General features: G+C 74.4%; 12 protein-coding genes. 7 read left to right on the top strand and 5 right to left on the bottom strand.

All coding sequences use genetic code 11. The annotated features are described in order from the left end of the window. Positions 1–86: 86 nt before the first annotated feature. The gene (locus AB0Q96_RS22180; RefSeq protein ID WP_365327963.1) at positions 87–1,256 is read right to left on the bottom strand and encodes an Ig-like domain-containing protein; all 1,170 of its coding nucleotides are present in this window, start codon (positions 1,254–1,256) and stop codon (positions 87–89) included. Positions 1,257–1,464: 208 nt separating this feature from the next. Between AB0Q96_RS22180 and AB0Q96_RS22175 the strand changes: the two genes are divergently transcribed. The 5 genes from AB0Q96_RS22175 (at position 1,465) to AB0Q96_RS22155 (ending at position 7,218) form a co-directional block, all read left to right on the top strand. Next, a complete protein-coding gene (locus tag AB0Q96_RS22175; RefSeq protein WP_365327961.1) occupies positions 1,465–2,640 on the top strand; it encodes a peptidoglycan bridge formation glycyltransferase FemA/FemB family protein in 1,176 nt (391 codons plus the stop codon). Further along, positions 2,637–4,382 (top strand): murein biosynthesis integral membrane protein MurJ, encoded by a 1,746-nt coding sequence (gene murJ / locus AB0Q96_RS22170; protein ID WP_365327959.1) that lies wholly within the window; start codon positions 2,637–2,639, stop codon positions 4,380–4,382. The genes AB0Q96_RS22175 and murJ overlap by 4 nt, the downstream gene beginning before the upstream one ends. Before the next feature lie 93 nt (positions 4,383–4,475). Continuing rightward, on the top strand, positions 4,476–5,159 hold the full coding sequence (locus AB0Q96_RS22165) for a response regulator transcription factor (RefSeq protein WP_365327957.1): 684 nt from the start codon (positions 4,476–4,478) through the stop codon (positions 5,157–5,159). Then, on the top strand, positions 5,156–6,646 hold the full coding sequence (locus AB0Q96_RS22160) for a HAMP domain-containing sensor histidine kinase (RefSeq protein WP_365327955.1): 1,491 nt from the start codon (positions 5,156–5,158) through the stop codon (positions 6,644–6,646). Before AB0Q96_RS22165 ends, AB0Q96_RS22160 begins: the two co-directional genes overlap by 4 nt. Further along, complete coding sequence (locus tag AB0Q96_RS22155) at positions 6,643–7,218, top strand: hypothetical protein (RefSeq protein WP_365327953.1); 576 nt, start codon at positions 6,643–6,645, stop codon at positions 7,216–7,218. The genes AB0Q96_RS22160 and AB0Q96_RS22155 overlap by 4 nt, the downstream gene beginning before the upstream one ends. Before the next feature lie 18 nt (positions 7,219–7,236). Here AB0Q96_RS22155 and AB0Q96_RS22150 read toward each other — a convergent pair whose 3' ends face one another. Then, a complete protein-coding gene (locus tag AB0Q96_RS22150; RefSeq protein ID WP_365327951.1) occupies positions 7,237–8,067 on the bottom strand; it encodes a serine hydrolase domain-containing protein in 831 nt (276 codons plus the stop codon). 60 nt (positions 8,068–8,127) lie between these two features. Between AB0Q96_RS22150 and AB0Q96_RS22145 the strand changes: the two genes are divergently transcribed. Together AB0Q96_RS22145 and AB0Q96_RS22140 are read left to right on the top strand one after the other, a co-directional pair. Next, positions 8,128–8,538, top strand: a complete 411-nt coding sequence (locus AB0Q96_RS22145; protein WP_365327948.1) for a MerR family transcriptional regulator — start codon at positions 8,128–8,130, stop codon at positions 8,536–8,538. After that, on the top strand, positions 8,535–9,566 hold the full coding sequence (locus AB0Q96_RS22140) for an aldo/keto reductase (RefSeq protein ID WP_365327946.1): 1,032 nt from the start codon (positions 8,535–8,537) through the stop codon (positions 9,564–9,566). Before AB0Q96_RS22145 ends, AB0Q96_RS22140 begins: the two co-directional genes overlap by 4 nt. Before the next feature lie 40 nt (positions 9,567–9,606). Here the strand turns inward: AB0Q96_RS22140 and AB0Q96_RS22135 are convergent, their stop codons facing one another. The 3 genes from AB0Q96_RS22135 to AB0Q96_RS22125 all read right to left on the bottom strand — a co-directional run bounded on the left by AB0Q96_RS22135 (position 9,607) and on the right by AB0Q96_RS22125 (position 13,015). Further along, a complete protein-coding gene (locus AB0Q96_RS22135) occupies positions 9,607–10,812 on the bottom strand; it encodes an acyltransferase (RefSeq protein ID WP_365327944.1) in 1,206 nt (401 codons plus the stop codon). Then, positions 10,809–11,789 carry an alpha/beta hydrolase gene (locus tag AB0Q96_RS22130; protein ID WP_365327942.1) on the bottom strand — a complete coding sequence of 327 codons (981 nt, stop codon included), beginning with the start codon at positions 11,787–11,789 and terminating at the stop codon, positions 10,809–10,811. Before AB0Q96_RS22130 ends, AB0Q96_RS22135 begins: the two co-directional genes overlap by 4 nt. Before the next feature lie 542 nt (positions 11,790–12,331). Next, a complete protein-coding gene (locus AB0Q96_RS22125) occupies positions 12,332–13,015 on the bottom strand; it encodes a response regulator transcription factor (RefSeq protein WP_365327940.1) in 684 nt (227 codons plus the stop codon). Between the last annotated feature and the right edge of the window lie 3 nt (positions 13,016–13,018).

Genomic DNA, 13,018 nt, shown 5'->3' with positions numbered 1-13,018 from the left:
TCGCTGTGTCGCCGAGCGTATCCAGTGCGTCGCGGGCCGGAGGAGGGAATCCCGTACGGCCACTCCTGTGGGTGACCCGGCCGGGGTCAGCCGCGCAGGGCGCTCTTGGCCTGCCAGGCGTTCCAGTCCAGGTTCCACGCGCCGTAGCCGTTGCCCTCGGCGACGACGCCCTTGGTGTCCTCGCCGGTGATCTCGAACGGGTCGCCGACGCGGACGGAGGCGTAGAAGGAGGTGGCGTTCTCGGTGCTCATGCCGATGCAGCCGGAGCTCTTGTTGGCGTTGCCGAAGTAGGCCGCGTTCCAGGGGGCGGCGTGGGCGTACATGCCGGACCAGGTCAGCCGCATCGAGTAGTCGACGTCCTTGTTGTAGGCGTCGCCGAGGCCGACCGTCTCGGAGTTCATGTTGATCGTGCCCTCCTTCGCCATCAGGACGGCCGTGCCGCGCCAGGAGCGCTTGTCGCCGCCGGGGGTGCCGCCGGAGACGGGGATGGTACGGACGGTGCGCCCGTCGCGGACGACGGAGAGCTTCTGGCGGTCGAGGTCGACCTTGATGACCTGGGACTGGGCGGCGACGGTGAAGCCGGTGCGGTAGTCGCGGACGAACCAGCCGCCGCCCGAGTCGGTGCCGTTCAGCGTCGCGTCCAGGGTGACCTTCGTGCCGGGCTTCCAGTACGCGCGGGGCCGCCAGTCCGCGCGGTCCTTGCCCGAGTAGTCCTTGAGCCAGCCCCATGAGCCCTCGGTGGGGACGGAGGTGGTGACTTTCAACTGGCGCTCGACGTCGGCCTTGTTGGTCACCGGGCGGTCGAAGACGATCGAGAGGGGGTGGGCGACGCCCACCGTGGTGTTCTTGCCGGGGGCCAGCGTCAGCTTGTTGACCTTGTCGGCCTCGGGGGTGGAGAAGGACCTGCGGTCCTTCGTCTCCTTGCCGCCGGCGCCCCGCGCGGTCACCTCCACGGTGTACGTGGTGCCCGGCGCGGCCTTGCGGTCCGAGGTCCAGGCGGAGCCGCCCGTACCGGTGCGGCCGACGAGCGCGATGCCGTTCGCGTCGACCACCTTGACCGTCGCCAGGGTGCCGCCGGTGGCCGTCACCGTCACCGGCCGCCCGGCCGCCGGGGGCACCACGGTCACCTTCGCGGGGGCGCCGTCCGCGGACGCCTTCGGCGACGCGGACTGCGGGTCGGCCGCCGCCGTCGAGCAGGCGGTCAGCGACGCGGCCGCGATCAGGAACAGGGGGATGCGTATGTGGGTGCGCAGCACGGCACGGCCTCCGCGAGGGTGGAAAGGGTGGGATGCACCGGACTGTAGGCCGCCGCCGGGGGGACGCGCCCGGTCCCGGGGCGTTGTGACGGGGGCTGAAGAGAAACGGTCATCGTCCGGTCACAATCCTCGCGCGGAGTGGTCAATACCGGCTGTGAGCCTGCTGAGCGCCCCACCACCGACGGGGCGGAACAAGGAGGCCCTCGTTGTGTCAGCGCTGCTCGTGACGCCCGCGCCCGCCCGCCCCGCGCTGCGGCTCGGCCCCGTCACCCCCGAGGTGTACCGCGCGTTCCTGGCCGCCCGCTCCACCGGAGCGGACGGGCCCAGCTTCCTCCAGGTCCCCTCCTGGGCACAGGTGAAGGACGGCTGGACCCACCAGCTGGTCGGCTGGGGACCCGAGTTCGGTGAGCTGTCCGGCGTCGCGCTGGTGCTGCTGCGGGCGTTCCCCGGCACCCGCAAGTACTTCGCCTACCTGCCCGAGGGGCCCGTCGCCGACTGGGCCGACCCGGACCTCGACGGCTGGCTCGATCCGCTGCTCCGGCACCTGCGGTCCTGCGGCGTGTTCGCGGTGCGGATGGGCCCCGGGCCGGACTACCGGCGCTGGTCCGCCGCCACGCTGAAGGCGCACGCGGGGCCCGGCCGGCGCCTGTCCGACGTCCTCGCCACCGAGGTCGACCCGCTGGGCTCGGCCGTCGCCGAACGGCTGCGGGCCCGCGGCTGGAAGCGGTGCGGCGGCGAGGCCGACGAAGGCGCCGACGCCCAGCCGCGCCTCGTCTACCAGGTGCCGCTCACCGGCCGCAGCTCCGACGACCTGTGGTCCGGGCTCAACCAGGAGTGGCGGCGCAACATCCGCAAGGCCCGCAAGTCCGGCGTCGAGGTCGTCGTCGGCTCCGCCGCCGACCTGCCCGAGTTCTACCGGCTGCTGCGCGTCACCGAGGAGCGCGACGGCTTCCGGCTCGGCCGCTCCCTCGCGTACTACGAGCGCCAGTACGCCGTCCTCAACGCCGAGCACCCGGGGCGGATGCGGCTCTACCTGGCCCGGCACGAGGGCGAGATCCTCGCCGCCCACACCATGGTCACCGTCGGACGGCGGGTCTGGTACCAGACCGGCGCCTCCGCCGACCACCGCCGCGAGGTCCGCCCCTCCAACGCACTGCAGTGGCGCATGCTGCTCGACGCCCACGCGCTGGGAGCGGACGTCTACGACATGCGCGGGGTACCCTCCACCCTCGATCCGGACGACCGGGCCCACGGACTGCTCCGCTGGAAGCTGGGCACGGGCGGGCGGGTCGTCGAGACGCTGGGGGAGTGGGAGATTCCATTGCAGGGCACGACCAACCACACGCTGTACCGCGCCTTCCAGGCGTACCTGGCCCGCCGATGACGGCCACGGCCACCGAGGCGGCCCCGGCCACGTCCCCGTCCGTGCTGCGCAGCGGCGCGCTGATGGCGGCCGGATCCCTGGTCTCGCGCGCCACCGGCTTCGTACGCTCCGCCGTCGTCGCGGCGGCCATCGGCACCGGATTCGTCGCCGACGGCTACGCGGTCGGCAACTCCGTCCCCACGATCGTCTACATGCTGCTGCTCGGCGGCGCCCTCAACGCGGTCTTCGTCCCCGAGCTGGTCAAGGCGGCCAAGGAACACGCGGACGGCGGCGTGGCCTACACCGACCGGCTGCTCACCGTCTGCGTGCTCGCCCTGACCGTGCTGACCGGCGTCGCCGTGCTCGCCGCCCCCGCGATCGTCGACGGATACACCGACTACACCGGCGCTCAGCGGGACATGACCGTCGCGTTCGCCCGCTCCTGCCTGCCGCAGATCTTCTTCCTCGGCCTGTTCACGCTGCTCGGGCAGGTGCTCAACGCGCGCGGCCGGTTCGGCGCGATGATGTGGACGCCGGTCCTCAACAACGTCGTCGTGGTCGGCGTCTTCGGCCTGTTCCTCGCCGTCTCGGCGGGCGGGGAGCTCACCCCCGGCGAGACCGCGCTGCTCGGCTGGGGCACCACCGCGGGCATCGCCCTCCAGGCCCTGGCCCTCCTGCCCTCCCTGAAGGCGGCGGGCTTCCGCTGGCGGCCCCGCTTCGACTGGCGGGGCAGCGGCCTGACCGCGCCCCTGAAGGCGGCCGGCTGGCTGGTCCTGCTGGTCCTCACCAACCAGGCCGCGTACTGGGTGACCACCAAGATCGCCACGGCGGCCGGCCAGCACGCCGAGGGCGCCGGCCTCAGCGCGTACAACAACGCCTACCTGCTGTGGGCCGTCCCGCACGGCATCGTCACCGTCGCCCTGGTCACGGCCCTGCTGCCGCGGATGAGCGGCGCGGCGGCCGAGGGCGACCTGGCGGGGGTGCGCCGGGACGTCGCGTACGCGCAGCGCACCAGCGCGGCGGCCATCGTGCCCGCCGCGTGCGCGCTGTTCGCGCTGGCCGTCCCGCTGGTGGGCATGGTCTTCCAGTACGGCCGCACCGACGCGGCGGCGGTCCGCGCGATGGCCTGGATCCTGATGGCCCTCGCGCCCGGCCTCGTCGCCCTCTCCGGCCAGTACGTCTGCACCCGCGCCTTCTACGCCCTGCGCGACACCCGCACCCCCTTCCTCCTGAACCTGGTCATCGCGGGCCTCAACGCCCTCCTCGCCGTCACCGCCTTCAGCGTCCTGCCCGCCCGCTGGGCCGTCACGGGCATGGCCGCGGGCTACTCCCTGGCGCTCTGGACGGGCTGGGGCCTCACGGCGTACGTACTCGGGCGCAGGCTCAGGGGCACGGGGCGGCCGGAGGCCGGGGCGGCCGGGACCGCGCCGACCGGCGCCGGTGCCGCGCCGGCCGGCCAGGCACCCACCGGGACCGTGCCGACCGGTGCCGCGAACGCCGCCCGGGTGCCCATCGACCCCGCGCCGACTGCCGGTGCCGGTGCAGGTGCCGCGCTGGCGCGCCTGCTGACCGCCGCCGTGCCCGCCGCCGGGTTCGGGCTGCTCGTCGCCGACCGCACCACCGGCGCCGGCTCCGTGCTCTCCGGACTGGCCGGCGCGGGCGCCGTCCTCGCCGTCTTCGCCCTCCTCGCCCGGCCGCTCCGGCTCACCGAGGTGCAGGCCCTGCTCACGGGCACCGCCGCCCGGCTCACCCGGCGGCGCTGACACCACACCCGCCCCGCCCCCCCCGTACCCGCTCCCCGCCGGATCCCCTCCCCGGCGGGGAGCGCATCCGACCGACCTTGGGATACTCCACGAATGCCACGCGTGCTGCTGATCGAAGACGACCCCTCCGTCCGCGAAGGCGTCGAGCTCGGGCTCCGGCGCCGCGGGCACGAGGTGCGCACCGCCGCGACCGGGGAGACCGGCCTCGCCGCGCTGCGCGAGTTCCGCCCCGACCTGCTCCTCCTCGACCTCATGCTGCCCGGGATGAACGGCGTCCAGGTCTGCCGCCAGGTCCGCGAGACCAGCCAGCTCCCGATCATCATGCTCACCGCCCGCGGCGACGACTTCGACGTCGTCATCGGCCTGGAGGCCGGCGCCGACGACTACATCGTCAAGCCCGCCCGTACCGAGGTCATCGAGGCCCGGATCCGGGCCGTGCTCCGCCGGATCGACGAGCCCGGCGGCGCCCGGCAGGCCGTGGAGTTCCACGGGGAGCTCGCCGTCGACCGGGCCGGACTCACCGTCGCCAAGAACGGCGAACGCATCGCGCTGGCCCCCTCCGAGCTCAAGCTGCTGCTCCACCTCACCGCCGCCCCCGAGCAGGTCTTCAGCCGCCAGCAGCTCCTCGAACACGTCTGGGAGCACAGCTTCCACGGCGACGCCCGGCTCGTCGACGCCTGCGTCCGCCGCCTCCGCAACAAGATCGAGGACACCCCCGGCGACCCCCGCTACATCCAGACCCTGCGCGGCTTCGGCTACCGCTTCGGACCGTTGTGAGAGCCCACGTCCCGGGCGGCGGCAGACACGCCGATGCCCGCCGCAGACGCCTGCACCCCTTCGGGCTGCGCACCCGGCTCGTCCTCGCCTTCCTGCTGGTCGCCGCCGTCGGCTGCGGCACCACCGCCGCCCTCACCTACCGGGCCGCCCGCAACGCGATCCTGGAGCAGACCCAGGACACCGCCGTCTCCGCCTTCCGCCAGCAGGTCGAGACCCTGAACACGCAGCTGCCCATCAACCCCGACGGGCTGCGCACCGCCCTCCAGGGCATCGCCCGGCAGGGCAAGCCACGGCCCTGGCGGGTGTACGCCGAATACGGCGACCTGCGGGTGTCGTCCACCGACCGGCCCGAGTCGAGCGTCCTCACCCCCGAACTGCGCCGCCGCGCCACCGCGATCGGCGCCACCCACGGCAGCTTCCAGCGGGTCGTCAAGGACGGCGTCCCGTACCTGACCATCGCGGTGCCCGCCGTCTTCGGCGACTACTACCGGGGCTTCCCCGAGAACAGCCCCACCGGGCTCGTCCTGTACGCGGTGATGGACCTCGGCGAGGAGGAGGCCAACGTCGAGGCGATGGTCGTCGCCGCCCGCGACGGCGCCCTGCCCGCGCTGCTCGTCGCCCTGATCCCGGCCCTGGTGGCCTCGCGCGGGGTGCTGCGGCCGGTGCGGGAGCTGCGGGTCGCCGCCCACAGCATGGGCCGGGGCCGGCTGGACACCCGCATCCACGCCAAGGGCAGCGACGAACTCGCCGACCTCGCCCGCACCTTCAACGAGTCCGCCGCCGAGCTGGAACGTTCCGTCACGGAGCTGCGGAACGCCGAGGCCCGGGCCCGCCGCTTCGCCTCCGACGTCTCCCACGAACTGCGCACCCCGCTCGCCGGGATGCTCGCCGTCACCGAGGTGCTCGACGAGGACGCCGGCACCCTCGACTCCGACACCGCCCGCGCCGTCCGCCTGATCAGCGCCGAGACCGGCAAACTCGCGGTGCTCGTCGAGGACCTCATGGAGATCTCCCGCTTCGACGCCCGCGCGGCCGAGCTCCACACCGACGAGGTCGACGCGGCGGACTCGGTCCGCAAGACCCTCCAGAACCGCCACTGGACCGACCCGGAACAGATCGTCACCGAGCTCACCGACGGCATCCGCGCCCCCCTCGACCCGCGCCGCTTCGACGTCGTCGTCGCCAACCTGGTCGGCAACGCCCTGCGGCACGGCGCCCCGCCGGTGACGGTCCGGCTGTACGCCGAGGACGGGCCCGACGGGCGGCTCGTCACGGAGGTCGCCGACCGGGGGCCGGGCATCCCCGAGGACGTCCTGCCGCACGTCTTCGACCGCTTCTACAAGGCCGACGCGGCCCGCACCCGCTCGGCGGGCAGCGGCCTGGGCCTCGCCATCACCCTGGAGAACGTCCGGCTGCACGGTGGTACGGTCGTCGCCGCCAACCGCCCCGACGGCGGTGCCGTCTTCACCGTCAGGATCCCCTTGTGACTCCCGCCGCGAGCCGCCCCCGGAGGCGTGCGGCAGCCGCCCTGCTGGCCCTGCTGGCGCTGGCCGGCTGCGGCATACAGAAGAGCGACGTCGTGGAGGCCGGGGCGGGCGCCCCGGTCACGGTGAACCCCACCGGCAACCCGCGGATGCTGCTGTTCTTCGTCGGACGGGAGGGCAGGCTGATGCCGGTCGCCCGCGACCTCGGCTTCCACCGCATCGTCAACGACGGCTCCGGCGTCGACGTCGCCCGCCCGCCCGACTACCGGGTCGCCACCGACAAGCTGCTCGGCGCCCTCATCGAGGGCCCGGACGAGCGCGAGCGGGCCGCCGGCCTCACCACCCGGATCGACTTCCACGGCGCGGGCGAACCGCACACCATGCGCCAGACCGGCCCCGACGGGCGCCCGCAGCTCACCGTCGGGCTCCGCGTCCGCGTCCAGGACCTCGACCCGATCGCCGTACGCCAGCTGATCTGCACGGCCTCCTACGCCGAGGAGCTCGGCCGCACCGCCGAGGTGGTCCTCGCCGGCACGGACGGGCCGCTGCCCGCGTCCCGCTGCGAGACGGACTGACCCGGCGGGCGTCCCCGCTCAGACGCCCCGCAGCTCCGCGAGGACCGCGTCCGTGAACGGCGGCCACGCCTCGACCGCCCAGGCCCCGAAGGGCCGGTCGGTGAGCGCCACGCAGGCCGCGCCGGCGTCCGGGTCGATCCACAGGAAGGTCCCGGACTGGCCGAAGTGCCCGAAGGTGCGCGGCGACGACGAGGCGCCCGTCCAGTGCGGCGCCTTGCCGTCGCGGATCTCGAAGCCGAGGCCCCAGTCGTTGGGCCGCTGGTGCCCGTAGCCCGGCAGGATGCCGGTGAGACCGGGATACGTCACGGTCATCGCGTCCAGCACCGTCCGCGCGTCGAGCAGCCGCGGCGCCTGCACCTCGGCGGCGAAGCGCACCAGGTCGTCGACGGTCGACACGCCGTCCTTGGCGGGCGAGCCCTCCAGCGTCGTCGCGGTCATCCCGAGCGGCTCCAGGACCGCCTGGTGCAGATACTCGGCGAAGGGGATGTCGGTGGCCTTCGCGACGTGGTCGCCGAGCACCTCGAAGCCGGTGTTGGAGTAGATCCGGCGGGCGCCGGGCGCCGCCATGACCCGGTTCTCGTCGAAGGCGAGCCCGGAGGTGTGCGCGAGCAGGTGCCGCACGGTCGCGCCCTCGGGCCCGGCCGGCTCGTCGAGGTCGATCGCCCCCTCCTCGTACGCGACGAGGACGGCGTACGCGGCGAGCGGCTTGGTGACCGAGGCGAGCGGAAAACGCCGGCCGGTGGGGCCGTGCGCGCCGGCCAGGGTGCCGTCCGCGCGGACGACGGCCGCCGCGGCGGTGGGGACGGGCCAGTTCTCGATCGACGCCAGGGTCTGCAGGCTGCTCAGCATGGTGCCGAGCGTACTTGGCCTGCTTGCTTCGAGTGCACTCCAACGTTCTAGCGTGAGGGCATGAGCTTGATCGAGAGCACGACAGCCCCGGTGCGGAAGGACCGCTACACGATCAGCGAGGTGGCCGCCCTGACCGGACTCTCGGCCCACACCCTGCGCTGGTACGAGCGGATCGGCCTCATGCCGCACGTCGACCGCTCGCACACCGGGCAGCGCCGCTTCACCGGGCGGGACCTGGACTGGCTGGCCTTCGTCGGCAAACTGCGGCTGACCGGGATGTCGGTGGCCGACATGGTGCGGTACGCCGAGCTCGTCCGCGAGGGCGCCCACACCCACGCCGAGCGGCGTGCGCTCCTGGAGACCACCCGGAGCGACGTCCTGACCCGGATCGCCGAGTTGCAGGACACCCTCGCCGTGCTCGACCTCAAGATCGACCACTACGGCACCGTATGCGGAGGCAGCACCTCATGAGCAGCAGCGACGGCAGGATCGGCACCGTACGTCTCGGCGCGGGACAGGACGGACCGGAGATCGGCGTCCAGGGCTTCGGCGCCATGGGCATCAGCGAGTTCTACGGCGACACCGACGAGAAGGCCGCCCGCGACACCCTCGACGCGGCCCTGGAGTCGGGCGTCACCCTCATCGACACGGCCGACGTCTACGGGCAGGGCGCCAACGAGGAGTTCCTCGCCCCGTTCGTCGCCGCGCACCGCGACGAGATCGTCCTGGCCAGCAAGTTCGGCATCGAGCGGCGGGCCGACGACCCCGCGTACCGGGGCGTCCGCAACGACCCCGCGTACATCCGCAACGCGGTGGAGGCGAGCCTGCGCCGCCTCGGCGTCGAGTCCCTGGACCTCCTCTACATGCACCGCCGTGACCCCGGCGTCCCCCTCGCCGAGTCCGTCGGCGCGATGGCCGAGCTCGTCCGGGAGGGCAAGGTCCGGCACCTGGGCCTGAGCGAGGTCACCGGGGCCGAGCTGCGCGAGGCGTACGCGGTGCACCCGATCGCCGCGCTCCAGTCCGAGTGGTCGCTGTTCTCCCGCGACGTCGAACGCAGCGCGGTCGCCGCCGCCGCCGAACTGGGCGTGACCTTCGTCCCGTACTCGCCGCTCGGCCGCGGCTTCCTCACCGGCGCGTTCGCCGACGCCTCCAAGGACCTGTCCGACACGGACTTCCGCCGCCACCAGCCGCGCTTCAGCGGCGAGAACGCGGCCCGCAACGCGGCCCTGCTCGCCCCGGTCCGGACGATCGCCGAGGAACACGCGGCGACCCCCGCACAGATCGCCCTCGCCTGGGTCCAGCAGCGCGCCGCCGTACACGGCCTGGACGTCGTCCCCATCCCGGGCACCCGCAAGCGCTCCCGCCTGAAGGAGAACGCCGCCGCCACCCGCATCACCCTCACCGAAACCCAACTCACCACCCTGGAACCGATCGCCACCCAGGTAGCGGGCGACCGCTACCCGGACATGACGTTCACGTCGGCGTCCCGGGAGGACTAGCGGGCGGGGGCCCGGACCCGCACCCGCACCCGCACCCACCTCACGCCAGCCCCAGCGCGAAGACCGCGAACCCCGCCGCCAGAACACCCGCGAGGGCCCGCAAGGCGGTGCCGGTCCGGCTCCACGGCGACTCGAAGCCCCGCGCGTACCGCCCGATCAGGACGAGCAGCCCCGCGAAGACCGGCATCCAGGCCAGCCGCGCCAGGATCCAGCCGACCGAGTCGGGCGCCCCGACCAGACCGGCGACCTCCCCCACGTACGAGGCGGGGATCGCGGCGGTCAGCATCGCCGTCTGGTGCCAGCACAGGATCGTCATCGCGGACAGGTTGATCACGACGACCGGCGCCCACAGCGCCGGCTTCCGGAGCAGCTTCCCGAGCCGGTCCCGCAGCAGGATCGCGGCGCCGCTCTGCGCCGCGGCGAGCGCGAGCACCAGCAGCGACGGCGGGTGCGAGTTGGTGCGGGCCTCGCCCGGGACGCCGACCATCGAGGCGGGGTAACCGCACCACAGCAGGAGCACGGCGAACAGCGCCGCGCCACCCGCGAGAAGCGCCCAGGCGTGCCGCCGGGTGACCCGCCCCTCGCCCCAGGAGACGCCGAGCTGATACGCGAAGAGCCAGCCGGGCAGGATGTTGAGGACGCTCAGCCAGGACGGCACGGCATCGGCGTACGGCCCGTAACGCAGCAGGTCGACGACGGCGACGGACCCGAGCAGCGGCGCCGCCGCCCACACGCCGAGCCGGCGGGCGGCCCGGACGCAGTACGGGGTGAGCGCGGTGACGACCGAGTAGACGCCCACGAACCACAGCGGCTGTATAACCAGCGTCGACGCCGTCCGCAGGGTGTCGCCCGGCACGCCGAGCCCGTAGTGCAGCAGCGGCAGCAGCGCCGCCCACACGGCGGTGACCCCGAGCACCGGGCGGCCGAGCCGGGCCAGCCGGGCCTTGAGCCAGTCGCGGACCGGACCCTGGTGGCGCCGGAAGGAGAGCACCGAGGCGTAGCCGCCGACCAGGAAGAAGATGCCCAGCATCTGGAGGATCCAGCTGGCCGGGGCGAGGCCGCCGAAGGCGGAGAGCGGGCTGGCGTTGTGGATCGCGCCGTCGGCGGAGCGCGTGAACCCGCCGAGCAGCCAGTGCCCGGTGGGCACGGCGAGCAGCGCGAGGGCGCGCAGCCCGTCGATCGCGCGGTCGCGGTGGGCGGGCGTACCGGCCTCGATGCGCCGGACCAGGGTCTGCGTCGAGCTCATCGGGCGACCCCCTCGGCGATCGCGGCGAAGGCCCGCAGGGACGCGGTCCCGGGGGCGAAGTAGCCGTCGTGGCCCCGCGCGTCACCGGCGTCGATCCGGCGCGCGCCGAACTCGGGGGCGGTGGGGTCGGCGCCGTGCCCGAGGCCGGCCACCTGGACGTTGGGGATCCGGTCGATCCAGTCCGTGGGGTCCTTCGCGGCCCACACCCGGGCCCCGGTGCCGAGCGCGGCGGCGTTGTCGGCGCGCATCCCGGGGGAGCCGAGGACGACGAGGTCCTTGACCTCGATGCCGTGCGCGGCGAGCCCGCAGACGACGGAGCCGTAGCTGTGGCAGAAGACCGAGGGCCCGGCGGCGCCGACGGCGGCCAGCCCCTCGGTGAAGCGGGTGAGCCGCCCGGCACCGGCCTCGGCCAGGCCCCCGGTGGCGGCGTCCAGGCCGACCCCGACGGGCGTGGTGTAGCCGGCCCAGGCGACGACGGCGGTCCGGCCGCCGGTGGCCTCGCGCAGGGCGGTGGCCTTGCGGGTGAGCGGCGCGAGGTTCCCCGCGTCGATGTCGGACCCCGGCACGATCACGGCCACGTGCGCGGCCTTCGCCAGGTCGCCGTAGACGAGGACCGCCTGGCCGCGCCCCCGCGGGTCGTAGGCGAGGACCTGCTGCCCGGCGAACCGGGTTCCGGCGGTCCGGGCGTTGGCCGCGTAGCGCAGCGCGGGCGGGGCGCCGTCGAGGTTGCCGACCACGGTGGGGTGGGCGGCGGCCAGCTCCCGCTGCCGCCGGGGGCTCAAGGACCCGAAGTAGGAGGCGATCTGGGCGGGCGTCATGCGCTGCGGGTCGGGCAGCCCCTCGGCCCGCCACTGCGCGGTCCCGACCGGCGCGCCGGTCACGGCCTGCTGGCTGCTGCCGGAAGCCCAGCCTGCGGTCCCGGCCACCATGGTCGCGGTGAGCGCGGCGGCGACCAGGGTCCTCGTGAAGCGGCGCATCGAGTGGCCCTCCCTCTCTCTCGTCGTTGGCGAGAGGAAGGTAGGAAGACGACGCCTGACCGGGCGTCACACCGGAGCGCCAACCGCGAACCGATACCCCGGTAGGGGGAGGAGGAGCAGAAGGCCCCAGGGAGGGGGTGGGGCTAACCCCCGGGGGTTGTCCCGAGCGCGTACGGGGGGACGGGCCCGGCACCCCGGCGACGGCGGGGCCGACGCGCCTTCGGGGGCGGGCCCGGCGCCGGGTGCGGAGGGGGCGGAGCCGGCCCGCGCGGACGGGGGTGGAGCCGGCCCGCGGGGACGGACTAGCACCTGTGGGGCTAGTGCCCGTGGGGCTAGTGCCCGTGGGGCTAGGGCCCTCGGGGCTGGCGCCCCTGGGACGGGCGCCGGTGGGGCTGGCGCCGGTGGGGCTGGCGCCGGTGGGGCTGGCGTCCCCGGGACTGGCGTCCCCGGGGCTGGCGTCCCCGGGGCTGGCGTCCCCGGGGCTGGCGTCCCCGGGGCTGGCGTCCCCGGGGCTGGCGTCCCCGGGACTGGCCCCCTCGCGACTACCGCCCCTGACCCGGTGTCACAAGCCCCGACTCGTACGCGAAGACGACCGCCTGGGCCCGGTCGCGCAGGTCCAGTTTGGCCAGCACCCGGCCGATGTGGGTCTTCACGGTCTGCTCGGCCAGCACCAGGTGGTCGGCGATCTCCTGGTTGGACAGGCCCCGGGCGATCAGTTCGAGGACCTCCGTCTCGCGCGGGGTCAGCCCGTTGAGGCGCAGTGCCGCGCGGTCCGCGCGCGGCGCGGGCTTCGAGGCGGCGAAGTCGGCGATCAGGCGCCGGGTCACCGAGGGCGCGAGCAGCGCGTCGCCGGCCGCCACCACCCGGACCGCCGCGATCAGGTCGGCCGGGGGCGCGTCCTTGAGGAGGAAGCCGGAGGCGCCGGCGCGCAGCGCCTCGTACACGTAGTCGTCCACGTCGAAGGTGGTGAGCATGAGCACCTTGGGGCGGTGGACCACGCCCGGCGGTGGGTTCAGGATCTCCCGCGCCGCCGAGAGCCCGTCGAGCTCCGGCATCCGTACGTCCATGAGGACCACGTCCGGGTGGGTGGAGCGGGCCACGTCCACGCCCTGCCGCCCGTCCGGCGCCTCGCCCACCACGTCGATGTCGGGCTGCGCGGCGAGCAGCGCGGCGAACCCCGCCCGCACCATGGCCTGGTCGTCGACGATGATCACACGGATGGTCACGGG

It is taken from the genome of Streptomyces sp. NPDC093111, assembly GCF_040683955.1.
Lineage (GTDB): Bacteria > Actinomycetota > Actinomycetes > Streptomycetales > Streptomycetaceae > Streptomyces.
Note: the sequence above shows the minus strand (reverse complement) of the source record. Positions and strands in the feature narration are given on the sequence as shown.

What these genes read in the sequence shown, in the direction of transcription:
- AB0Q96_RS22140 (WP_365327946.1), top strand. Translation starts at nt 8,535, where the DNA reads ATGAGCAGCAGCGACGGCAGGATCGGCACCGTACGTCTCGGCGCGGGA.
- murJ (WP_365327959.1), top strand. Translation starts at nt 2,637, where the DNA reads ATGACGGCCACGGCCACCGAGGCGGCCCCGGCCACGTCCCCGTCCGTG.
- AB0Q96_RS22145 (WP_365327948.1), top strand. Translation starts at nt 8,128, where the DNA reads ATGAGCTTGATCGAGAGCACGACAGCCCCGGTGCGGAAGGACCGCTAC.
- AB0Q96_RS22135 (WP_365327944.1), bottom strand. Translation starts at nt 10,812, where the DNA reads ATGAGCTCGACGCAGACCCTGGTCCGGCGCATCGAGGCCGGTACGCCC.
- AB0Q96_RS22150 (WP_365327951.1), bottom strand. Translation starts at nt 8,067, where the DNA reads ATGCTGAGCAGCCTGCAGACCCTGGCGTCGATCGAGAACTGGCCCGTC.
- AB0Q96_RS22165 (WP_365327957.1), top strand. Translation starts at nt 4,476, where the DNA reads ATGCCACGCGTGCTGCTGATCGAAGACGACCCCTCCGTCCGCGAAGGC.
- AB0Q96_RS22130 (WP_365327942.1), bottom strand. Translation starts at nt 11,789, where the DNA reads ATGCGCCGCTTCACGAGGACCCTGGTCGCCGCCGCGCTCACCGCGACC.